18 protein-coding genes, 1 tRNA gene and 1 other RNA gene are annotated in these 22,374 nt (G+C 51.4%); 13 read left to right on the plus strand and 7 right to left on the minus strand.

Annotated features, from left to right (window positions below; all coding sequences use genetic code 11):
- Positions 1-11: 11 nt before the first annotated feature.
- The gene (locus tag ACXKZG_RS10430; protein WP_013202431.1) at positions 12-1,925 is read left to right on the plus strand and encodes a DNA topoisomerase III; all 1,914 of its coding nucleotides are present in this window, start codon (positions 12-14) and stop codon (positions 1,923-1,925) included.
- On the plus strand, positions 1,925-2,281 hold the full coding sequence (locus ACXKZG_RS10435) for a YnjH family protein (RefSeq protein WP_013202430.1): 357 nt from the start codon (positions 1,925-1,927) through the stop codon (positions 2,279-2,281). The genes ACXKZG_RS10430 and ACXKZG_RS10435 overlap by 1 nt, the downstream gene beginning before the upstream one ends.
- A gap of 93 nt (positions 2,282-2,374) precedes the next feature.
- On the opposite strand, the gene xthA is transcribed toward ACXKZG_RS10435, so the two are convergent.
- The 5 genes from xthA to ACXKZG_RS10460 all read right to left on the minus strand — a co-directional run bounded on the left by xthA (position 2,375) and on the right by ACXKZG_RS10460 (position 5,133).
- Positions 2,375-3,193: an exodeoxyribonuclease III gene (xthA, locus tag ACXKZG_RS10440; RefSeq protein ID WP_013202429.1), complete on the minus strand. Its 819-nt coding sequence runs from the start codon at positions 3,191-3,193 to the stop codon at positions 2,375-2,377.
- Positions 3,194-3,354: 161 nt separating this feature from the next.
- Positions 3,355-3,451, minus strand: a non-coding RNA gene (locus ACXKZG_RS10445) — RtT sRNA.
- 40 nt (positions 3,452-3,491) lie between these two features.
- Positions 3,492-3,576 (minus strand) — tRNA-Tyr (locus tag ACXKZG_RS10450).
- A gap of 203 nt (positions 3,577-3,779) precedes the next feature.
- The gene (purU, locus tag ACXKZG_RS10455; protein WP_013202428.1) at positions 3,780-4,628 is read right to left on the minus strand and encodes a formyltetrahydrofolate deformylase; all 849 of its coding nucleotides are present in this window, start codon (positions 4,626-4,628) and stop codon (positions 3,780-3,782) included.
- 46 nt (positions 4,629-4,674) lie between these two features.
- Positions 4,675-5,133, minus strand: coding sequence for a YchJ family protein (locus tag ACXKZG_RS10460; RefSeq protein WP_013202427.1), 459 nt, complete (start codon positions 5,131-5,133; stop codon positions 4,675-4,677).
- Between the two features lie 101 nt (positions 5,134-5,234).
- On the opposite strand from ACXKZG_RS10460, the gene rssA reads away from it, so the two are divergent.
- The 5 genes from rssA to ACXKZG_RS10485 all read left to right on the plus strand — a co-directional run bounded on the left by rssA (position 5,235) and on the right by ACXKZG_RS10485 (position 10,741).
- Complete coding sequence (gene rssA / locus ACXKZG_RS10465) at positions 5,235-6,152, plus strand: patatin-like phospholipase RssA (protein WP_105759751.1); 918 nt, start codon at positions 5,235-5,237, stop codon at positions 6,150-6,152.
- Between the two features lie 83 nt (positions 6,153-6,235).
- Positions 6,236-7,249 (plus strand): two-component system response regulator RssB, encoded by a 1,014-nt coding sequence (gene rssB / locus ACXKZG_RS10470; RefSeq protein WP_013202425.1) that lies wholly within the window; start codon positions 6,236-6,238, stop codon positions 7,247-7,249.
- Between the two features lie 194 nt (positions 7,250-7,443).
- Complete coding sequence (gene galU / locus ACXKZG_RS10475) at positions 7,444-8,352, plus strand: UTP--glucose-1-phosphate uridylyltransferase GalU (RefSeq protein ID WP_053142807.1); 909 nt, start codon at positions 7,444-7,446, stop codon at positions 8,350-8,352.
- Positions 8,353-8,378: 26 nt separating this feature from the next.
- A complete protein-coding gene (locus ACXKZG_RS10480; protein ID WP_053142809.1) occupies positions 8,379-9,719 on the plus strand; it encodes a UDP-glucose dehydrogenase family protein in 1,341 nt (446 codons plus the stop codon).
- A gap of 14 nt (positions 9,720-9,733) precedes the next feature.
- Positions 9,734-10,741, plus strand: coding sequence for an NAD-dependent epimerase (locus tag ACXKZG_RS10485; protein WP_134824272.1), 1,008 nt, complete (start codon positions 9,734-9,736; stop codon positions 10,739-10,741).
- A gap of 129 nt (positions 10,742-10,870) precedes the next feature.
- Here ACXKZG_RS10485 and hns read toward each other — a convergent pair whose 3' ends face one another.
- Positions 10,871-11,278: a histone-like nucleoid-structuring protein H-NS gene (gene hns / locus ACXKZG_RS10490; protein ID WP_013202421.1), complete on the minus strand. Its 408-nt coding sequence runs from the start codon at positions 11,276-11,278 to the stop codon at positions 10,871-10,873.
- A 536-nt stretch (positions 11,279-11,814) separates the two neighbouring features.
- Between hns and tdk the strand changes: the two genes are divergently transcribed.
- On the plus strand, positions 11,815-12,432 hold the full coding sequence (gene tdk / locus ACXKZG_RS10495; protein WP_013202420.1) for a thymidine kinase: 618 nt from the start codon (positions 11,815-11,817) through the stop codon (positions 12,430-12,432).
- 125 nt (positions 12,433-12,557) lie between these two features.
- On the opposite strand, the gene adhE is transcribed toward tdk, so the two are convergent.
- Positions 12,558-15,242, minus strand: a complete 2,685-nt coding sequence (adhE, locus tag ACXKZG_RS10500; RefSeq protein WP_013202419.1) for a bifunctional acetaldehyde-CoA/alcohol dehydrogenase — start codon at positions 15,240-15,242, stop codon at positions 12,558-12,560.
- A gap of 488 nt (positions 15,243-15,730) precedes the next feature.
- Between adhE and ACXKZG_RS10505 the strand changes: the two genes are divergently transcribed.
- The 5 genes from ACXKZG_RS10505 to oppC all read left to right on the plus strand — a co-directional run bounded on the left by ACXKZG_RS10505 (position 15,731) and on the right by oppC (position 22,366).
- On the plus strand, positions 15,731-16,378 hold the full coding sequence (locus ACXKZG_RS10505) for a YchE family NAAT transporter (RefSeq protein ID WP_013202418.1): 648 nt from the start codon (positions 15,731-15,733) through the stop codon (positions 16,376-16,378).
- 703 nt (positions 16,379-17,081) lie between these two features.
- Positions 17,082-18,638, plus strand: a complete 1,557-nt coding sequence (locus tag ACXKZG_RS10510) for an ABC transporter substrate-binding protein (RefSeq protein WP_371732192.1) — start codon at positions 17,082-17,084, stop codon at positions 18,636-18,638.
- 168 nt (positions 18,639-18,806) lie between these two features.
- Positions 18,807-20,438, plus strand: a complete 1,632-nt coding sequence (oppA, locus tag ACXKZG_RS10515; RefSeq protein ID WP_013202416.1) for an oligopeptide ABC transporter substrate-binding protein OppA — start codon at positions 18,807-18,809, stop codon at positions 20,436-20,438.
- An 84-nt stretch (positions 20,439-20,522) separates the two neighbouring features.
- The gene (gene oppB / locus ACXKZG_RS10520; protein WP_013202415.1) at positions 20,523-21,443 is read left to right on the plus strand and encodes an oligopeptide ABC transporter permease OppB; all 921 of its coding nucleotides are present in this window, start codon (positions 20,523-20,525) and stop codon (positions 21,441-21,443) included.
- A gap of 14 nt (positions 21,444-21,457) precedes the next feature.
- On the plus strand, positions 21,458-22,366 hold the full coding sequence (gene oppC, locus ACXKZG_RS10525) for an oligopeptide ABC transporter permease OppC (RefSeq protein WP_053142822.1): 909 nt from the start codon (positions 21,458-21,460) through the stop codon (positions 22,364-22,366).
- Positions 22,367-22,374 lie beyond the last annotated feature (8 nt).

Here is a 22,374-nt window from a genome sequence, read left to right on the forward strand (position 1 = left end):
GTCACTGCCGGATGCGTTTGTTTATTGCCGAAAAACCCAGTCTTGCCCGCGCTATCGCGGATGTCCTCCCTAAACCTCATCGCCGGGGCGACGGCTTTATTGCCTGCGGCCAGGATCAGATGGTCACCTGGTGCGTCGGTCACCTGTTGGAGCAGGCGCAACCAGACAGTTACAACAGCCGTTTTGCGCGTTGGTCACTGGCCGATCTGCCCATCGTGCCGGAAAAATGGCAGCTAAAACCGCGTCCCTCAGTGGCAAAACAGCTGAACGTCATTAAAGGCTTGCTGGAGCAGGCGACGGAAGTGGTTCACGCAGGTGACCCGGACCGTGAAGGTCAGCTACTGGTGGACGAGGTGCTGGACTATCTGTCTCTGCCGCCGGAAAAGCGCGCCAATGTTCAGCGCTGCCTGATTAACGATCTCAATCCCTCCGCCGTGGAGCGTGCCGTCAGCCGCTTGCGCGAGAATAAAGAATTTATCCCGCTGTGTGTTTCCGCCCTGGCGAGAGCACGGGCCGACTGGCTGTACGGCATCAACATGACGCGCGCCTACACTTTGCTGGGCCGTAACGCCGGCTACGATGGCCTGCTGTCCGTGGGACGTGTCCAGACGCCCGTTCTGGGGCTGGTGGTTCGCCGTGATGAGGAGATCGAAAACTTCATCGCCAAAGACTTCTTTGAAGTCAAAGCCCATATCGTCACACCGAAAGATGAACGCTTTGTTGCCTTATGGCAGCCCAGCGATTCTTGTGAACCCTATCAGGATGAAGAAGGGCGTTTGCTGCACCGTCCGCTGGCGGATCATGTGCTGGCGCGGATTGGTGGTCAACCGGCCAATGTCACCAGCTATAACGATAAAAGAGAGAATGACACCGCACCCTTGCCGTTCTCCCTTTCCAGCCTGCAGATTGAAGCCGGGAAACGCTTTGGCATGAGCGCACAAACGGTGCTGGATACCTGCCAGAAGCTGTATGAAACCCACAAGCTGATCACCTATCCACGTTCCGACAGTCGCTATCTGCCCGATGAGCACTTTGCCGGACGCCATGCGGTACTCAACGCCATCAATGCCCATCAACCCGATCTGACGCCGCCCGCGGATTTTGACAGCGATCGCCGTAATCGCTGCTGGGATGACAAAAAGGTCGATGCTCACCACGCTATCGTCCCGACAGCCAGAAGTTCTCAGGTCAGGCTGACCGAGAACGAAAGCACGATTTATCGTCTGATTGCCACGCAATACCTGATGCAGTTCTGCCCTGATGCCGTGTACCGCAAATGCGTGATCGAGCTGGATATTGCCGGCGGGAAATTTGTCGCCAAGGCTCGCTTCCTGGCGGAGGCCGGCTGGCGATCGCTGTTGGGCAGTAAAGAACGCGATGAGGAAAATGATGGCACGCCGCTGCCGGTGGTTGCCAAAGGTGACGAGCTGTTATGTGAACGGGGAGAAGTGGTAGAGAAGCAGACTCAGCCGCCGCGACCGTTCACCGATGCGACCTTATTATCTGCGATGACCGGCATTGCGCGATTTGTTCAGGATAAAGATCTAAAGAAAGTGCTGCGTGCGACCGATGGTTTAGGGACAGAAGCTACGCGCGCCGGGATTATTGAATTGTTGTTCAAGCGCGCCTTTTTGTTTAAAAAAGGGCGCTATATTCACTCCAGTCCCGCCGGGCGGGCGCTGATCCACTCGCTGCCAGAAATGGCGGCGCGTCCCGACATGACCGCCCATTGGGAATCCACGCTGACTAAAATCAGTGAAAAGCAGTGCCGCTACCAGGACTTTATGTTGCCGCTGGTTGAGACGCTGCATAATCTGATTTATCAGGCACGGCAGCAACCTGCTGCGCATGCCTTCCGTGGGCTTCCGGCGGCTGAACCGAAAAAGCCGCGCCGTAAGGCGACTAAAGCGAAGGAAACTGAGTGATGAAATTATCAGGCGCATTAATGCTGGCCGGGATGTTGCTGGTGAGCCCGTTGTATGCCGCCGGTGAGGGCTGGAATCTCGGCACTGGCCACGGCAATAACGGCGGTAATCATAGCGGTAACAATCAGGGAAATAACAGCAACAGCCCGAATGCGGATGTGGTGGTGGATATGCCGCCGGAAGTCTGGACGCAAGGACAGAACAACAATCAGCCGCCGTGCAATACCTGCTGCACCTACGAAAATCGGAGCTATACCGAAGGATCGGTGGTGAAGATGGAAGGGGTGTTATTACAGTGTTCGCGGGATGAAAAATCTTACGGGACTAATAATCTGATCTGGAAAACCATCAAGTAATCCACCGTTAAGCATTCTGAGATAGTAACCACAGAAGCCCGTGCCTCTGTGGTTATTTTTCACGATGACCTGACGGTCTGAACCAGGCGAAACTTACTTCGCCTCATCCAGGTTGAACTGTGCCCAGATTGGCGCATGGTCTGAAGGCTTTTCCATACTGCGAATATCATAGTCGATGCCGGTTGCCACACAGCGGGCAGCCAGAGGCTGACTGGCCAGCACCAGATCGATACGCAGTCCACGGTTATCATCAAACCCTTTTGAGCGGTAATCAAACCACGAGAAGCGATCGTTAGCTTCCGCATTCTCTGCGCGCCAGGTATCCACCAGTCCCCAACCCATCAGACGGTCCATCCACTCACGCTCTTCTGGCAGGAATGAACATTTGCCGGTGCGCAGCCAGCGCTTGCGGTTATCTTCACCAATACCGATATCCAGGTCAGTGGCACTGATGTTCATGTCGCCCATAATCACCACCGGATTTGTCGGTTTCTGATCGTTTTCCAGGTAGCTCTGCAGATCGCGGTAGAACTTCTCTTTTGCCGGGAATTTAGTCGGGTGGTCGCGGCTTTCGCCCTGTGGGAAGTAGCCGTTAAGCACGGTCAGGGTACCCACAGGCGTGGCAATGTCGGCCATAATCATCCGGCGCTGAGATTCCTCATCATCGCCGGCAAAACCGCGACGTACGGCAAGAGGCTCGTCTTTGGTTAACAGGGCAACGCCATAGTGACCTTTCTGGCCATGATAGAAGACGTGATAACCCAGCTTTGACACTTCTTCCAACGGGAACATATCGTCATGCACTTTGGTTTCTTGCAGGCCAATCACGTCTGGCTGGTGCTGCTCAATGATGGCGGCAAGCTGATGCGGACGGGCGCGCAGCCCATTGATATTAAAAGAAACAAATTTCATTGTGCTGACCAGATATCGAAGGAAACAGGGTTCGGATGGTAGCAAAAAAAGCGGGAGTTAAAAACCTATTTAGTGGAGGGAGTCGGTAGGGTAAAGGGTACTTTGAAGAGGCGATGTTTGGTCGGGGCTGATGATTTATGCAGAAGGTGAAAAGTTCGCGGCTGCGGAGCAGGAAAGATTTTTCGTCGCTTTGCGACTCACCCTTCGGGTCAAACCTTCGAGGTCGAAGCTTCTCATCCTCCCCCGTGGGGAATATGGAAAAGGGTACTTTGCATAGGAGTGCGGGAGATAAATGAGATGGTGGTGGGGGAAGGATTCGAACCTTCGAAGTCGATGACGGCAGATTTACAGTCTGATCCCTTTGGCCACTCGGGAACCCCACCACAGGGTTTTGCTTTATTTCTCAATTACTGCGCTTCAGTCACTGGCCTTGCTGCTGTGCCTGTAAGCGGGGCGCATCATATCAAATGAGAGGAGGCTGTAAAGCCTGAATTTAACGAAAAAGGTTTGTTTGCCGCTTTTTTATTCTGGCTGCTGCTTTGTCATACAAAACAGCAGCCTTGCTACAAATGAAATGCGTTGCTGCTTATAGAATAATGGTGCGGTTGCCGTAAACAAATACACGTTGCGCCAGTACCTGATACAGCGCGCGGCTTAACGCGTTCTTCTCAACGTCACGGCCTGCACGCATCATATCTTCTGCCGTGTAGGTGTGATCAACGTGGATGACGTCCTGCATGATGATCGGACCTTCATCAAGATTATCATTCACATAGTGTGCCGTCGCACCGATGATTTTCACGCCGCGCTCATACGCCTGATGATAAGGACGTGCACCAATAAAGGCGGGCAGGAACGAATGATGAATGTTGATGATCTGATTTGGGTAACGCTGCACGAATCCTGGGGTCAGTACACGCATATACTTGGCCAGAACCACGTAATCAGGCTGGTAGCGATCGATCTCTGCCGCCATATTGTTATCGTGATCTTCGCGGGAAAGCCCTTCATGGCTGACCAGGATAAACGGAATATCAAAACGCTCAACCAGCGTGCGCAAGGTTTCGTGGTTACCAATCACCGCAGCGATCTCAACATCCAACCCGCCGTAGGTGCTCTTCATCAGCAAATCACCCAGACAATGGGCTTCTTTGGTAACCAGAATAACGATACGGCGACGACCCGCTGAATTTAACTCGCGAATGGAGCCGGTTGGCAGCGCACTGTCCAGGTCCGCCAACAGCGTGGTGTCGTTAAATATCCCTTCCAGCTCGGTACGCATGAAAAAGCGTCCGGTGCGATGATCGACGAACTCATTGTTCTGTACGATATTCAGCTCGTGCTTGTAGCAAATATTGGTGATCTTGGCGATCAGACCTTTTGCGTCTGGGCAGATGGTCCGTAATACTTTTCGTTGCAGTGTTTGCGCTTGCATTGCAGTGGTGATCCTGTCGAAGCAATTCTTTATAAGATCAGCGACCTTACTGGCCGCAGCATTTCTTGAATTTTTTGCCGGAGCCGCAGGGGCAGCGGTCATTTCGCCCTGTTTCAGGGTATGTGCCGTCAATATAGTACCAGCGTTGTTCTACCCGGACAAAGCGGGAACGCTCATGAATAAAGCTTTCGCGCTGATTTTCAGAGAAACGAGCAAAGAATGTCACAAACCCTTCGGATTTATCCCCAGGTTCTTCTGCCGAAATAATCTGTAAACTCAACCAGCGGGTCGCCTCAAAGCTTTGCTCAAGGCTGGCATGAAAACGTTGCGGATCGCAGGAGGGATGCCAGGTGGCGACCAAATAGTCGGCATCTTTCAGCACATAGGCAGTGTAGCGCGAACGCATTAAGGCTTCTGGTATGGCAGGAATGTCGTCACCTTTAAGAAAGGGCTGGCAACATACGCTATACTGCATTCCGCTTCCGCACGGGCAAAGTTCTGACACGTTGACTCCAGTGAGTGTAAAAGTCGAAAGATTTTGGGCGTCATGGTAACCGAGCAGTCACGATGATGCCATTTGTAAGTTAAGCAATCGTCAGGGGTAGAATGAGACAGGTAAAAATTGGACTGGCACTGGGATCGGGTGCCGCCAAGGGATGGGCGCATATTGGTGTTATCAATGCGCTGGAGCGGGCTGGGATTAAAGTCGATGTGGTCGCGGGGTGCTCCGTTGGGGCGCTGGTGGGCGCAGCGTATGCCAGTAAACGTCTTCCCATCCTCGAAACCTGGGTTCGTTCCTTCAGCTATTGGGATGTGATCCGCCTGATGGATTTCTCGTGGCGTCGCGGTGGCCTGCTGCGGGGAGAACGGGTGTTCAACCACGTTCGCCGGCTGGTTAATCACGAAAACATTGAAGAGTGCGATCTGCCTTTCGGCGCGGTGGCGACCAACCTCAGCACCGGGCGTGAGCTGTGGCTGACTGAAGGCGATCTGCATATGGCGGTGCGGGCGTCATGCAGCATGCCCGGTCTGTTAGCCCCGGTAGCCTATAACGGTTACTGGCTGGTGGACGGCGCGGTGGTCAATCCGGTGCCGGTGTCGCTGACCCGGGCACTGGGCGCCGATATCGTTATTGCCGTTGACCTGCAACACGACGCGCACCTGATGCAACAGGATCTGCTGTCAGTGACGCCGCAATCCGCAGATGAAGTCGAAGCTGCAGCAACCAGCTGGGGAGGGCGCCTGCGTCAGAGCCTCGCCAGAGTAGCCCACCGCAAGGTTAATCAAACGCCTGGCGCGATGGAAATCATGTCCACTTCTATTCAGGTGCTTGAGAACCGGTTGAAGAGAAATCGTATGGCAGGCGATCCGCCAGACGTATTGATTCAGCCATTCTGCCCTCAGATTTCCACACTGGATTTCCATCGCGCAGAAGAGGCTATCGAGGCGGGTAAGCTGGCGGTAGAGAAGAAGATGGATGAATTACTGCCGCTGGTTCGTCAAGCTGCGTTGCCGGATGAGTGAAATATGACTCTTCAGGCAATTCTTAGAGGCGAGAATGTGGATTATGAGCCACTATTGACTAATCCGGTGTACAGGGGGGGATGATGGACAAGCCATTAAGCGGAAAAAAGATTCTGATTGTTGAAGACGAAGTCGTTTTCCGCTCTCTTCTTGACAACTATCTAGCGGCTCTTGGGGCTGAGATAATGCTGGCAGACGATGGACTGCAAGCGCTTGAAAAACTCAATGAGTCTGCGCATGACCTGATGATTTGCGACCTGGCTATGCCAAAGATGGACGGGTTGAAGCTGGTTGAACATATGCGTAGTAAAGGCAACACCATGCCGATACTGGTGATCTCCGCAACGGAAAACATGGCTGACATTGCCCAGGTGCTACGCCTCGGGGTGCAGGACGTGTTGTTAAAACCGCTGAAAGATCTGGCCCGCTTACGCGAGGCCGTCTACGAATGCCTCTATCCATCGATGTTCACTTCAAAAGTGGAAGAAGACGAACAGCTATTCCAGGACTGGGATGCGCTGGTGCGGGATCCGAATGCCGCGTCGAAACTGCTTAAGCAACTGCAGCCGCCTGTACAGCAGGTTATCGCCAACTGTCGCATCAATTACCGTCAGCTGACGATGGCCGAAGAGCCGGGCCTGGTATTGGATATCGCCGCGCTGTCCGAGAAAGATCTGGCATTCTATTGCCTGGACGTGACCCGCGCGGGCGATAATGGCGTGCTGGCCGCTTTATTACTGCGCGCGCTGTTCAACGGACTGTTGCAGGATCAATTATCAGGCCAGTCGCCACGACTGCCTGAATTAAATGGCTTGTTAAAACAGGTCAATTTGCTGTTACGCCAGGCCAATCTAAAAGGGCAGTTCCCACTGCTGGTCGGCTATTACCATCAAGGATTAAAGAATTTGATCCTCGTTTCCGCTGGTTTAAACGCCACCCTTAACGTCAACACCCATCAAATTCAACTCAGCAACGGTGTTCCACTTGGTACATTGGGCAGCACCCACCTAAATCAAATAAGCCAGCGTTGTGAAGCCTGGCAATGCCAGGTTTGGGGCGCTGGTGGCAGGCTGCGCCTGATGTTGTCCACGGATTAACCACTCGTCAGAAATCCTGTTTGCTGCTGGCAGACAGGGCCAAAGATAAGCTTTACACTTGGGTAATAGTCTTAATTTTTGCTGAAAGGGTTCATCCAGGATAAATCCGTCAGGGTTCCACTGGTATACTCATCTCGTTTTTAACTCGACATATCAAGTAATAACTTGAACGGCCTATAAAGAGAGGTACTTAGATGTCTGCCTATAAGTCCAAAGTAAAAAAAGCGGTTATCCCTGTAGCTGGTTTGGGAACGCGTATGTTGCCTGCAACCAAAGCCATTCCAAAAGAAATGTTGCCACTGGTTGATAAGCCGTTAATTCAGTATGTCGTTAACGAATGTATCGCAGCTGGGATCACTGAGATTGTGCTGGTAACGCACTCCTCTAAAAACGCCATCGAAAACCACTTCGACACCAGTTTCGAGCTGGAATCGATGTTGGAAAAACGTGTTAAGCGTCAGTTGCTGGAAGAAATCCAGTCTATCTGCCCGCCACACGTAACCATCATGCAGGTCCGTCAGGGTCTGGCTAAAGGTCTGGGCCACGCAGTAATGTGTGCTTACCCGGTTGTCGGTGACGAACCTTTCGCCGTTATCCTGCCTGACGTAATCATCGATGAATACGAATCAAACCTGGCTACTGAGAACCTGGCCGATATGATGCGTCGTTTCGATGAAACCGGCCGCAGCCAGATCATGGTTGAGCCAGTTGCTGACGTAACAGCTTACGGTGTGGTTGACTGCCAGGGTGCTGAACTGTCTGCTGGTCAGAGCGCACCGATGGTCGGTGTGGTTGAGAAGCCTAAAGCGGATAAAGCCCCTTCAAACCTGGCGGTTGTTGGCCGTTATGTTCTGTCTGCTGATATCTGGCCACTGCTGGCGAAAACGCCTCCAGGTGCAGGTGATGAAATTCAGCTGACTGACTCCATCGCTATGCTGATGGAAAAATCGACTGTAGAAGCTTATCACCTGAAAGGCGTGAGCCATGACTGTGGTAACAAGCTGGGCTACATGCAGGCTTTCGTTGAATACGGCGTACGTCACGATTCTCTGGGTAGCGACTTTAAAGAGTGGCTCGAAAGCACTGTTGGCAATAGTAAGTAAATTTAATTTCTAACCGGGACAATTCAATGAAAGTCACCGTATTTGGTATCGGCTATGTTGGTCTGGTTCAGGCTGCGGTTCTGGCCGAAGTCGGACATGACGTTCTTTGTATCGATGTCGACGCAAGTAAAGTCGAGAATCTGAAGAAAGGGATCATTCCTATTTTTGAACCGGGCCTGACGCCTCTGGTGATGCAGAACTATGAGAGCGGTCGCCTCAAGTTCTCCACCAACGCGGAAGAAGGTGTGAATCACGGTACGATGCAGTTTATCGCCGTGGGAACACCTCCGGATGAAGACGGCTCTGCGGATCTGAAATATGTTACCGCTGTAGCACGCACCATCGCAGAACACATGCAGGATCACAAAGTTGTGATCGACAAGTCTACGGTTCCTGTTGGAACGGCAGACCGTGTTCGTGCGGTAATGGAAGAGACGCTGAAAGCACGTGGTGCTGAGATTGCGTTTGATGTGGTGTCTAACCCTGAATTCCTCAAGGAAGGTGCAGCAGTCAGCGACTGTATGCGTCCTGAGCGTATTGTTGTGGGTACAGACAATGATGAAGTTGTTGAGCTGCTGCGCGAGCTGTACGAGCCCTTCAACCGCAATCATGATCGCATGATTTTAATGGATATTCGTAGTGCTGAGCTGACCAAGTATGCGGCAAACTGCATGCTGGCCACTAAAATCAGCTTTATGAATGAGATCTCCAACCTGGCAGAACGCCTGGGTGCAGATATCGAGAAAGTGCGTCAGGGCATTGGTTCTGACTCCCGTATCGGTTACTCCTTCATCTATCCTGGCTGCGGCTATGGCGGATCCTGCTTCCCGAAAGACGTTCAGGCGCTGATCCGCACTGCAGAACAGATTGGTTACAAGCCACGTCTGTTGCAGGCGGTTGAAGACGTCAACGATTCGCAGAAGAACAAGCTGCCAACCTTCATCAAACGTCATTTCGGTGACAATCTGCAGGGCAAAACTTTTGCACTGTGGGGGCTTTCTTTCAAGCCAAACACCGATGACATGCGTGAAGCGTCAAGCCGTGTGCTGATGGAAGCACTCTGGCAGGCAGGTGCTTCCGTTCAGGCTTTCGACCCGGAAGCAATGGACGAAGCACAGCGCGTCTATGGCCATCGCAGCGATTTGAAGCTGATGGGAACCAAAGAAGCCGCTCTGCAAGGTGCTGATGGCCTGGTCATCTGTACCGAATGGCAGAACTTCCGTGCACCGGATTTTGATGTCATTAAAAATGCTCTGAAAGAACCCGTGATTTTTGATGGTCGTAACCTGTATGATCCAGAAAGAATCAGTAAGCGCGGTTTTGTTTATTATGCAATCGGCCGCGGCGCTTCTATCCAAATTGCATAACTAACGAGGGCAGTATGAAATATCTGGTAACCGGCGCAGCAGGATTTATTGGCTTCCACGTAGCGGAGCGCCTGCTGTCCGCCGGTCACCAGGTTGTCGGTATCGACAACCTGAATGACTATTATGACGTTAACCTGAAACTTGCCCGCCTCAAACTTCTTGAGCCTCATGCGCAGTTTACCTTTATCAAGCTGGATCTTGCTGACAGAGAGGGCATCGCCCAACTGTTCCGCGACCAGGCTTTTGAGCGTGTTATTCATTTGGGTGCTCAGGCTGGTGTACGTTATTCGCTCGATAATCCTTTAGCTTATGCAGATGCGAATCTGATTGGTCACCTGAATATTCTTGAAGGGTGCCGACATAATCACATTGGCCACTTATTGTATGCCTCATCCAGTTCCGTTTATGGGCTGAACAATAAGATGCCATTCTCTACCGATGACTCCGTTGACCATCCTGTGTCGCTGTATGCGGCAACCAAGAAGGCCAACGAATTAATGTCCCACACCTATTCTCACCTGTACGGTATTCCAACCACCGGGCTGCGGTTCTTCACCGTATATGGCCCATGGGGAAGGCCGGACATGGCTTTATTTAAGTTCACCCGCGCCATGCTGGCCGGAGAACAAATTGATGTCTACAACAATGGCCAGATGCGCCGCGACTTCACCTACATTGATGATATCGCCGAAGCGATTGTTCGCCTGCAGGATGTGATCCCGCAAGCGAACCCAGACTGGACCGTTGAGCAGGGGAGCCCTGCAAGCAGCTCAGCGCCGTATTGCGTATACAATATTGGTAACAGCAACCCTGTCACGCTGATGGCGTATATAGAGGCGCTGGAGAAGGCGTTAGGCATCAGTGCGAAGAAGAACATGCTGCCAATGCAACCGGGTGACGTGCTGGAAACCAGCGCTGATACTCGTGCGCTGTTTAATGCCATTGGCTTTAAACCTCAAACCGGTGTCGAAGAAGGGATTGCTAACTTTGTCAGTTGGTATCGTTCTTTCTATAAGGTCTGAACGATCGGCAGCGTAGGATAAAGGGGCTGAGGCTCCTTTTTTTTTGCTTTGGGAAAAGTGATGGCTTGAAAATGGGTAATAAAAAACCCATCGCAAGGATGGGTTTCTCAGAAGCACTTGAAGTCACGATTACAGCAGGAAATCGTCCAGCTGCTTACCTTGTTCTTCGATAGCTTTTTTGATCACGGCTGGAGTACGACCCTGACCTGTCCAGGTTTTCGCTTCGCCATTTTCATCAGTATATTTGTATTTGGCCGGACGGGCAGCGCGTTTTGCTTTGCCTGGTGCTTTAACAGCGGCCAGGGTGGACAGCAATTCGTTAGGATCGATGCCATCAGCAATCAGCATTTCGCGATACTGCTGCAGCTTGCGTGTGCGTTCCTGGTTTTCAGCCTGAGCATGGCTTTCTTCTTCGCGGCGCTCATTAACAACAACTTCCAGTTTTTCCAGCATCTCTTCCAGCGTTTCCAGGGTACATTCTCTGGCTTGAGCACGCAGGGTACGAATGTTGTTCAAAATTTTAAGTGCTTCGCTCATTATATGAATCTCAAAAATTATAAAGGTGGGAGAATTGTTCTGCCCGATAATAATAGAGTGCGTAAATACGAACTGCAATAGTTAATTTTGTAAGGATTTCAGAATAAGGAAAATCCGCCAACTGCCCCTGTTGTAATTAATCCGCATAAAAGGCTGGCTGCTAAAAATAATGCCTGCTTTGTAATCGCTATCAGATGTAAGACAAAGCCCGACGGGCGTTCACGCCTTGTATAATAGAATCAGCCAGGTAAACCGCGGACATTTTTTCAGGTTTACAGCAATATCTTTCAGGAAATTCCGCGAATATTAGCAGAGTCGATTTAGCCTTTTTATTCGTTTAATGCCTAAAAGTGACAAAGACTGGAAAAACTAAATCTGGAAAAAGAAGGGATATTTCAACAACATTGTCAGCAGGTTGTACATTTTCTCACGCCCGTCGCGTCACCGTTGCGTGATGATTAAAGCCCTTTCGACCGTAGTACCCTGTGGTACAATTCTGAGCATTCTTCGAAACATTCCTAAGGGAGCGAGCGCAAATGGCTCAGCTGTATTTCTACTATTCCGCGATGAACGCCGGCAAATCTACCGCCCTGTTGCAGTCGTCTTATAACTACCAGGAGCGGGGGATGCGGACTATCGTCTACACCGCCGAGATTGACAACCGATTCGGTTCGGGCAAGGTGAGTTCGAGAATAGGCCTGTCTTCACCCGCGAAATTGTATAATAACGAGTCGGCACTTTTTGATGAGATTAGCGCTCAGCATCTGCTGGAACCGGTTCACTGTGTGTTAGTCGATGAAAGCCAGTTTCTTACCCGTGAACAGGTAAAAGCCTTATCTGATGTAGTAGATAATCTGGATATACCTGTACTCTGTTATGGATTGCGTACAGATTTTCGCGGTGAATTATTTACCGGTAGCCAGTACTTATTAGCCTGGTCAGATAAGCTGGTTGAATTAAAAACCGTTTGTCACTGCGGAAGAAAAGCGGGAATGGTATTAAGGTTAGATCAAAATGGCGCACCTTTTAAAGAAGGTGAACAGGTTGTCATTGGTGGCAATGAGCGTTACGTGTCCGTCTGTAGAAAGCATTACAAAGCAGCGATAGAGCAGGGATGTTTACAGGCAGTACATGGTAAGAACGGGATTAAATAAAGACCGTCATCCAGGTAGTTTATGAGAAAACTAAGCCTGCATGTTATTTCAAAGGTTGATTAGTTTTTCTTACGAATTGCGCCAATAAAAAACCCGCCGGTTGGCGGGTTTTTTTTAAGCAACTTTTACTTTTTCACTTTCTTTTCGACTTTCTTAACCGCGACCGGTTGGGCTTCAATCGCTTCGGCGATGTTGGCAAACACTTCCTGGTACTCAACGCCGTAGAAAGTATCCAGCATGATTTGTTTTAGCTCAGCAATCAGCGGATAGCGTGGGTTAGCACCGGTACACTGGTCATCGAAGGCATCTTCAGCCAGCTTATCGACTTTCGCCAGGAAATCAGCTTCCTGTACGCCAGCCTCGCGGATTGATTTAGGGATACCCAGTTGCGCTTTCATCTCTTCCAGCCAGGCCAGCAGTTTCTCAATTTTCTGCGCCGTACGGTCACCAGGTGCGCTCAGACGCAGATGGTCAGCCACTTCGGCATAACGACGACGAGCCTGCGGACGATCGTACTGACTGAATGCTGTCTGTTTGGTTGGGTTATCGTTAGCGTTATAGCGGATAACGTTACAAATCAGCAGGGCGTTAGCCAGACCGTGTGGAATATGGAACTCTGAACCCAGTTTGTGGGCCATTGAGTGGCAAACCCCAAGGAAGGCGTTGGCAAACGCGATACCGGCGATGGTGGCAGCATTGTGCACACGCTCACGGGCTACCGGGTTTTTCGCGCCTTCGTTGTAACTGGCCGGCAGGTTTTCCTGCAACAGTTTCAGCGCTTGCAGCGCCTGACCATCAGAGTACTCATTGGCCAGCACAGACACATAGGCTTCCAGAGAGTGGGTAACCGCATCCAGACCGCCGAAGGCACAGAGTGACTTAGGCATGTTCATCACCAGGTTGGCATCGACAATCGCCATGTCCGGGGTCAGGGCATAGTCAGCCAGCGGATATTTCTGGCCAGTTGCATCGTCGGTCACTACCGCAAATGGTGTCACTTCTGAACCGGTACCGGAGGTGGTAGTGATAGCAATCATTTTTGCTTTCACGCCCATTTTCGGGAATTTGTAGATGCGTTTACGGATATCCATAAAGCGCAGCGCCAGTTCTTCAAAGTGGGTTTCCGGATGTTCGTACATCACCCACATGATTTTCGCGGCGTCCATCGGTGAACCGCCGCCCAGGGCGATAATCACATCAGGTTTGAAGGAGTTCATCTGCTCAGCCCCTTTACGCACAATGCTCAGCGTTGGGTCAGCTTCTACTTCGAAGAACACTTCAGTTTCAATGCCGTGAGATTTCAGCACTGACACCACCTGATCGGCGTAACCGTTGTTGAACAGATAGCGGTCAGTGACGATAAAGGCGCGTTTTGCTCCATCGGTCGCCACTTCTTCAAGAGCGATAGGCAATGAGCCGCGACGGAAGTAGATAGACTTAGGAAGTTTATGCCACAACATATTCTCTGCTCGCTTAGCCACGGTTTTCTTGTTGATCAGATGTTTAGGTCCGACGTTTTCAGAAATGGAGTTACCACCCCAGGAACCACAGCCCAGCGTCAGAGACGGCGCCAGTTTAAAGTTGTACAGGTCACCGATACCACCCTGTGAAGCCGGGGTGTTAATCAGGATACGTGCGGTCTTCATTTTGTCGCCGAAGTAGTTAACACGCTCACGCTCGTTATCCTGGTCGGTGTACAGACAAGAGGTGTGACCGATACCGCCCATAGCGACCAGTTTTTCCGCTTTGCTAACCGCATCGTGGAAATCTTTCGCACGGTACATGGCAAGGGTAGGAGAGAGTTTTTCATGGGCGAAGGGCTCGGATTCATCAACCAGCTGCACTTCGCCAATCAGAATCTTGGTGCTTGGAGGCACGTTGATGCCGGCCATCTCGGCAATTTTCACCGCTGGCTGGCCCACGATAGCGGCATTCAGCCCACCGTTTTTCAGGATGATATCCTGCACAGCTTTTAAATCGCTGCCCTGCAGCATGTAGCCGCCGTGGCTGGCGAAACGCTCGCGAACCGCGTCATAAGCGGAGTCGACCACGATGACGGACTGCTCAGACGCACAGATTACGCCGTTATCGAAGGTTTTGGACATCAGGATAGATGCCACAGCACGCTTGATATCTGCCGTTTCATCGATAACTACCGGGGTATTACCTGCACCCACACCAATTGCTGGTTTACCGGAGCTGTAGGCCGCTTTAACCATGCCTGGACCACCGGTCGCAAGGATCAGGTTTATCTCTGGGTGGTGCATCAGCTGGTTTGACAGCTCAACAGACGGGGCATCGATCCAGCCGATGATATCTTTTGGCGCACCGGCGGCGATAGCAGCCTGCAGCACAATATCGGCCGCTTTATTGGTCGCGTCTTTCGCTCGTGGATGTGGTGAGAAGATAATGCCGTTACGGGTTTTGAGGCTGATCAGCGCTTTGAAGATGGCGGTAGAAGTTGGGTTAGTCGTTGGCACGATACCGCAGATCAGGCCGATAGGTTCAGCGATAGTGATGGTGCCGAAGGTCTCATCAGTACCGAGGATACCGCAGGTTTTTTCGTCTTTGTAAGCGTTATAGATGTATTCGGAAGCGAAGTGGTTTTTGATAACTTTGTCTTCAACAATCCCCATACCGGATTCCGCAACGGCCATTTTAGCCAGTGGAATGCGTGCATCTGCTGCAGCTAGCGCTGCAGCACGGAAAATTTTGTCGACCTGCTCTTGAGTGAAGTTGGCGTATTCGCGCTGTGCTTTTTTAACACGTTCAACAAGTGCGTTAAGTTCAGCAACATTAGTAACGGCCATAATGCATCTCCTGATGGAAGTTAAACTCTATTAGTAAACAAGTCAGAATCAGGAAGTATAGTCATGCGTTGTTAATGTGTTGTGATCTCGCTGTGACTAACTTGAATTCCTGCTAAAAAGTTCTACAGGTTTACTGAAAGAGTCTGCACCTGACTTTACTCACCACGACCAGGGCATCGACTTACCACTCCATTTGGTGATTCAAAGCTTACTCACTTAGAGGTAAGCCAATTTTGATTTAGATCATCTTTACCCCAAGCTGACACCTTTCAGCAGCAACAATTATCGCCTTTGTGAGGATGGGGTTCGAATAAGTGTCGTTACGTTTTGCGCGGCAGATCTTAAGAACCTTATGCAGCCTGAAAGACAGTGAAAAGCACTGATAAATGCGCGTTAATCCAGATGAAAATTCGAAGTAATGCCATGGCAAACACAGGGGTTTTCCCGTACATTAGCCGCCAGTAAATTGGCCCTTTCAGGAGCATCACGTGAATCCGGCACTTTTAGACCTTTCCGGCTATATCAAATTTTTTGTTGGGCTGTTTGCTCTGGTGAATCCGGTGGGGATCATTCCGGTGTTTATCAGCATGACCAGTTATCAGGTTGCAGCTGCCCGTAATAAAACCAATCTGACCGCCAACGTATCGGTGGCGATTATCCTCTGGACCTCGCTGTTTCTCGGTGATGGCATCCTGCATATCTTTGGCATCTCTATCGATTCCTTCCGTATTGCCGGCGGGATCCTGGTGGTGACGATTGCGATGTCTATGATCAGCGGGAAACTGGGCGAAGATAAGCAGAACAAACAAGAAAAATCAGAGTCCGCAATCAGAGAAAGTATTGGCGTGGTTCCGCTGGCGTTACCTTTAATGGCTGGGCCGGGTGCGATCAGCTCAACCATCGTCTGGAGTACCCGTTATCACAGCTGGCAAAACCTGTTGGGATTCAGCGTGGCAATTGCACTGTTTGCGTTCTGCTGCTGGCTGTTATTCAGGGCGGCCCCTCTGATGGTCAGAGTGCTGGGTCAGACGGGTATAAACGTCATCACCCGTATTATGGGCCTGTTGCTGATGGCATTGGGTATTGAGTTTGTGGTCACCGGATTGCGGGCTTTATTCCCGGGATTAGTCACGTAAATAAACCCACACTGAAAAACCCCCTGAAAAGCGCATAATCTGCGCTTTTTTTTTGGCTGCAACAAAATGAAGCACCAAATCAGTGCAAATGAGCCTTTTTAAGCACTGTGTTAGTGCAATTATTCATTTCGCTTAACTTGCCGTTGCGGTTATTAATGTAATTACTGCAAACGTCTGCAACTCCCTCACCCAGCAATGCTTATTGATGAATTGTTACTTTTTTAACACTGTATATCGCCGTGTCAGTTGCGCATTACCAGATTTATATCCTGCAAAAAACCATTAACGTAATATCTAAAGCTGAAAACAGCGCAAAGTTAAGAAATTAGATTAAATTTTGCACTATGACACCAGTCAAAGTGGGTGTTTTATAGGCGTTAATGCACTTAACTATCTATTTATCATTAGGTTGTGTGTTAATTTCACTTGTTAAATAACATTTCATCATATTAATTAGTTGTGATAAAAGAGAATTAGGTAACATTTTTGTCATTTTGCTTTGGCGTAAAAATCAGCGTTCTGATAGTTTTCGAATGCTTTGTTTAAAACTGGCATCGGATGTGCAATTGACTACCACTTTTTCCGATTTGGCTGCCGATCCACGAACACAGGTTATCAACGCTTAATGAAATGCATTCCGTTTTCCCGTCAGCATCTGAGTCAGGCCGTTATCTTGAGTTTGACTATCGGTACCGGCAGCGCAATGGCCGCTTCAGTACCCGCAGGCATTAACCTGGCCGCACAGCAGTCCATGGTGATAAACAACGGCACGGAAGTGTCTTCACTTGATCCGCAAAAAGTTGAGGGTGTGCCGGAAAGCAACATCATTCTGAACCTGCTGGAAGGTCTGACAACCACTGACAACAACGGGCATGTGGTTCCGGGCGTGGCGGAAAGCTGGCAAAGCGAGCAGGGGAAAGTCTGGACGTTCACCCTGCGTGCCGACGCAAAGTGGAGCAATGGTGAGCCTGTCACCGCCGCTGATTTTGTCTACAGCTGGCAGCGTCTGGTCGATCCTAAAACGGCTTCGCCTTATGCCAGCTACCTGCAATATGCCCACATTGAAAATATCGATGACATCCTGGCGGGGAAGAAGCCGGCCAGTGAGCTGGGCGTGAAGGCGCTGGACGACCGCCACCTTCAGGTGACCCTGAGCGAACCCGTTCCTTATTTTATCGCCCTAACCGCGCATACCTCGCTGAAACCGGTCTATCGCAAGGCGATAGAGCAGTGGGGCGAGCAGTGGACACTGCCGGGCCACTATGTTGGTAACGGCGCTTATACGCTAGGTGAGTGGGTGATTAACGAGAAGATCGTGGTCAAGCGCAACCCGCTGTATTGGAACAATGCCAAATCGGTGATTGAAACCGCCACCTTCCTGCCGATCGCGTCAGAGTCCGGCGACGTTAACCGCTACCGTAGCGGTGAGATCGACATGACCAACAGCGCTTTACCGCCGGATTTATTCCCAACGCTGAAGAAAACGCTGGGCACGCAGGTGCGCATCAGCCCGCTGCTTTGCACCTTCTATTATGAGCTGAACAACAAACGCGCGCCGTTTAACGATCCCCGGGTACGTACCGCGGTGAAGTTGACGCTCGACCGCAGCATCATCACCGACAAAATTATGGGCCAGGGACAGATCCCGGCCGGTGGCTTCACGCCGCCATTTATTGATGGTGCTGAATTAACCCAGCCAGACTGGATGAAGCTGACTCAGCAGCAGCGTAACGAGCAGGCCAAAAAACTGCTGGCGGAAGCCGGTTACAGCAGCGCGAAACCACTGACCTTCAGCCTGCTCTACAACACCTCTGATGTGAATAAAAAACAGGCCATTGCCGCTGCATCAATGTGGAGTAAAAACCTGGGGGCCAAAGTCTCGCTGGATAACCAGGAATGGAAAACCATGCTCGATACCCGTCATCAGGGCAATTTCGACGTGGCGCGTGCAACCTGGTGTTCGGATTACAACGAGCCCTCGACTTTCCTCAACGCCATGTTAAGCAACTCTTCCAGCAATACGGCGTTTTATAAAAGCGACAAATTCGATGCGCTGATCGCGAAATCACTGACCGTTTCTGATCGTGAGCGTCCGGCTGTTTATCAGCAGGCTGAACAGCAGCTCGATCGTGATTCGGCTATCGTGCCGGTTTATTACCGCGTCAGCGCACGCTTGGTAAAACCCTGGGTTGGCGGGTTTACCGGCAAAGATCCTCAGGATCTGACCGACGTGAAGTATTTTTACATCGTTAAGCATTGAGATTGGGCGAACGTTTTCGACCGATCGCAAAGAAAGAAACAGGCAGGGTAAAGCACCATCACCAGGCGGATCCACGTTCCGGTTCGCCAGGCAAATAACCCGATAACGGGGGTAGCTGATGATTATTCAGACCACATTAGCAATGATAAAAACTGGAGTAGGTAACTCATGACCAACATCACGAAAAAAAGCCTGATTGCTCTTGGCATTATGACTGCGCTGGCAGGCAATCTGGCTATGGCTGCTACGGTGCCTGCGGGCGTCGATTTAGCGGCAAAACAGGAGCTGGTAAAGGGCAATGGCGATGAAGTTCAGTCCCTTGACCCACACAAAATTGAAGGTGTGCCTGAATCCAACGTCAGCCGTGACCTGCTTGAAGGTCTGGTGATCAGTGATACTCAGGGGCATCCAATCCCTGGCGTGGCAGAAAGCTGGGAAAACAAAGACGGCAAAGTCTGGACGTTCCATCTGCGTAAGAATGCCAAATGGTCCAACGGTGAGCCTGTAACCGCGCAGGACTTCGTTTATAGCTGGCAGCGCCTGGCCGATCCTAAAACCGCGTCGCCCTATGCCAGCTACCTGCAATACGGTCATCTGGAAAACATCGATGACATTATCGCCGGCAAGAAAAGCCCTGACACACTGGGCGTGAAGGCGCTGGATGCCAACACCTTACAGGTGACGCTGAGCGAAGCGGTTCCTTACTTCTTCAAATTACTGATCCACCCATCCATGTCTCCGGTTTATAAGCCAGCCGTGGACAAATTCGGTGAGAAGTGGACTCAGCCGGAAAACTGGGTCGGTAACGGCGCGTTCAAATTACAGGCGCACGTGATCAACGAACGTATTGTGGTCGTGCGTAACCCGGACTACTGGGACAACGCCAACACCAAACTGGATAAAGTGACTTTCCTGCCAATTTCCTCTGAAGTCAGCGACGTTAACCGCTACTTCAGTAACGATGGCAGCGACATGACCTACAACAACATGCCAATCGAGCTGTTCAAAAAACTGCAGCGCGATAACCCGAAAGAGCTGCATGTTGATCCGTACCTGTGTACTTACTACTACGAAATCAACAACCAAAAAGCACCATTCACCGACCCACGCGTTCGTGAAGCGCTGAAGCTGGGCCTGGACCGTGACATTATGGTTAACAAGGTGCTGGCACAGGGTCAGCTGCCGGCCTACAGCTACACGCCGCCAGCGACCGACGGTGCCAACCTGACCAAGCCAGAGTGGTTCAGCTGGTCTCAGGACAAACGTAATGCCGAAGCGAAAAAACTGCTGGCGGAAGCGGGCTACACTGCCGACAAGCCACTGACCTTCGAGCTGCTGTATAACACTTCCGATCTGCACAAAAAGCTGGCGATTGCCGCCTCGTCGATCTGGAAGAAAAACCTCGGCGTGAACATCAAGCTGAACAACCAGGAGTGGAAAACCTTCCTGGATACGCGTCACCAGGGCAACTTTGACGTTTCCCGTGCCGCATGGTGTGCGGACTACAACGAACCTAGCTCGTTCCTGAACACCATGATCTCTGACAGCAGCTCCAACACGGCTCACTATAAGTCAGCGGCATTCGATAAAGTGATGGCCGATTCTGCGAAAGCCAGTGATGAGAAAAGCCGTAGCGACCTGTACGCCAAAGCCGAGCAAATCCTTGATAAAGACTCAGCAATCGTTCCGGTCTACTACTACGTGAACGCCCGTCTGGTGAAAACCTACGTCGGTGGCTACACCGGTAAAGATGCGCTGGACAACGTGTACGACAAAAATCTGTATATCATCAAGCATTAATCGCAACAATTTGGGGGAAGGGCGACCTTCCCCCAGCGTGTATATTTTAAGCAGTGCTGAGGCACAAGCCAGCAGGTAAGGGCAATGGTAAAATTCATCTTTCGTCGTTTTCTGGAAGCGATTCCGACGTTACTTATTCTGATTACTATCTCCTTCTTTATGATGCGCTTAGCACCGGGAAGTCCTTTTACCGGTGAACGCACGCTGTCGCCTGAGGTGATGGCCAATATCGAAGCCAAATACCATCTGAACGATCCGATCTGGAAGCAGTACACCAACTATCTGGTGCAGCTGGCCCACGGAGATTTCGGTCCTTCGTTCAAATACAAAGACTATTCGGTTAACTATCTGGTCGGCCATGCGTTCCCGGTCTCCGCAAAACTGGGACTGGCTGCATTTCTTCTCGCGGTGATCCTCGGGGTAGCTGCTGGCGTCATCGCCGCATTAAAGCAGAACACCAAGTGGGACTTTGTGGTGATGGGGGTGGCAATGACCGGCGTGGTGATACCCAGCTTCGTGGTTGCGCCGTTGCTGGTTCTGATCTTCGCGATAGCGTTGAAATGGCTGCCGGGCGGTGGCTGGAACGGTGGCGAGGTCAAATATATGATCCTGCCGATGGTCGCTCTGTCACTGGCCTATATCGCCAGCATCGCGCGTATTACCCGCGGCTCAATGATTGAGGTTCTGCACTCTAACTTTATCCGTACGGCACGCGCCAAAGGGTTACCGATGCGCCGCATCGTGCTGCGCCATGCGCTGAAACCCGCCATGCTGCCTGTGCTCTCGTACCTCGGCCCGGCCTTTGTCGGGATCATCACCGGTTCGATGGTGATCGAAACCATTTATGGTCTGCCGGGTATCGGTCAGCTGTTTGTGAATGGCGCATTAAACCGCGACTACTCGCTGGTGCTGAGCCTGACCATTCTGGTAGGTGTGCTGACCATTCTGTTCAATGCGATTGTTGACGTGCTGTATGCCGTTATCGATCCAAAAATTCGTTATTAATCGCGGAGCTCGCCATGATGTTGAGTAAGAAAAAGAGCGAAGCTCTCGAAGCCTTCAGCGAAAAGCTGGAAATAGAAGGCCGTAGCCTGTGGCAGGATGCGCGTCGACGCTTTATCCACAACCGTGCCGCCTTAGCCAGCCTGGTCGTGCTGCTGTTGATTGCCCTGTTTGTCATCTTTGCGCCGATGCTGTCGTCCTTTACCTATGACGATACCGACTGGGGCATGATGTCAGCTGCGCCGGATATGGTGTCAAAACACTACTTCGGCACCGATTCATCGGGCCGCGATCTGCTGGTGCGTGTGGCGATTGGCGGACGTATCTCGCTGATGGTGGGGATTGCTTCTGCGCTGGTGGCGGTGCTGGTCGGCACGCTGTACGGCTCGCTGGCAGGCTATCTGGGCGGCAAAACCGACTCGGTGATGATGCGCCTGCTGGAAATCCTTAACTCCTTCCCGTTCATGTTCTTCGTGATCCTGTTGGTGACCTTCTTCGGCCGCAATATTCTGCTGATTTTCGTCGCTATCGGCCTGGTTTCCTGGCTGGATATGGCGCGTATTGTGCGCGGCCAAACCCTGAGCCTGAAGCGCAAAGAGTTTATTGAAGCCGCCCACGTTGGCGGGGTCTCCACCTTCAGCATCGTACTGCGTCACATCGTGCCGAACGTACTGGGCGTGGTGGTGGTGTACGCCTCGCTGCTGGTGCCAAGCATGATCCTGTTTGAGTCCTTCCTGAGCTTCCTTGGCCTGGGCACCCAGGAGCCGCTGAGTAGCTGGGGCGCGCTGCTGAGCGACGGGGCGAACTCCATGGAAGTCTCGCCATGGCTGCTGATGTTCCCGGCCGGTTTCCTGGTGGTGACGCTGTTCTGTTTCAACTTTATCGGCGATGGCCTGCGTGATGCCCTCGACCCGAAAGATCGTTAAGGAGTTTC

The sequence above is a fragment of the Erwinia sp. 2186 genome, from assembly GCF_057812255.1.

Excerpts from the sequence above, each read along its gene's own strand:
- rssA (WP_105759751.1), top strand. The coding sequence starts at position 5,235 with ATGAGACAGGTAAAAATTGGACTGGCACTGGGATCGGGTGCCGCCAAG.
- ACXKZG_RS10485 (WP_134824272.1), top strand. The coding sequence starts at position 9,734 with ATGAAATATCTGGTAACCGGCGCAGCAGGATTTATTGGCTTCCACGTA.
- ACXKZG_RS10435 (WP_013202430.1), top strand. The coding sequence starts at position 1,925 with ATGAAATTATCAGGCGCATTAATGCTGGCCGGGATGTTGCTGGTGAGC.
- adhE (WP_013202419.1), bottom strand. The coding sequence starts at position 15,242 with ATGGCCGTTACTAATGTTGCTGAACTTAACGCACTTGTTGAACGTGTT.
- ACXKZG_RS10430 (WP_013202431.1), top strand. The coding sequence starts at position 12 with ATGCGTTTGTTTATTGCCGAAAAACCCAGTCTTGCCCGCGCTATCGCG.
- hns (WP_013202421.1), bottom strand. The coding sequence starts at position 11,278 with ATGAGCGAAGCACTTAAAATTTTGAACAACATTCGTACCCTGCGTGCT.
- tdk (WP_013202420.1), top strand. The coding sequence starts at position 11,815 with ATGGCTCAGCTGTATTTCTACTATTCCGCGATGAACGCCGGCAAATCT.
- oppA (WP_013202416.1), top strand. The coding sequence starts at position 18,807 with ATGACCAACATCACGAAAAAAAGCCTGATTGCTCTTGGCATTATGACT.
- rssB (WP_013202425.1), top strand. The coding sequence starts at position 6,236 with ATGGACAAGCCATTAAGCGGAAAAAAGATTCTGATTGTTGAAGACGAA.
- ACXKZG_RS10480 (WP_053142809.1), top strand. The coding sequence starts at position 8,379 with ATGAAAGTCACCGTATTTGGTATCGGCTATGTTGGTCTGGTTCAGGCT.
- purU (WP_013202428.1), bottom strand. The coding sequence starts at position 4,628 with ATGCAAGCGCAAACACTGCAACGAAAAGTATTACGGACCATCTGCCCA.
- oppC (WP_053142822.1), top strand. The coding sequence starts at position 21,458 with ATGATGTTGAGTAAGAAAAAGAGCGAAGCTCTCGAAGCCTTCAGCGAA.
- xthA (WP_013202429.1), bottom strand. The coding sequence starts at position 3,193 with ATGAAATTTGTTTCTTTTAATATCAATGGGCTGCGCGCCCGTCCGCAT.
- galU (WP_053142807.1), top strand. The coding sequence starts at position 7,444 with ATGTCTGCCTATAAGTCCAAAGTAAAAAAAGCGGTTATCCCTGTAGCT.
- oppB (WP_013202415.1), top strand. The coding sequence starts at position 20,523 with ATGGTAAAATTCATCTTTCGTCGTTTTCTGGAAGCGATTCCGACGTTA.
- ACXKZG_RS10510 (WP_371732192.1), top strand. The coding sequence starts at position 17,082 with ATGGCCGCTTCAGTACCCGCAGGCATTAACCTGGCCGCACAGCAGTCC.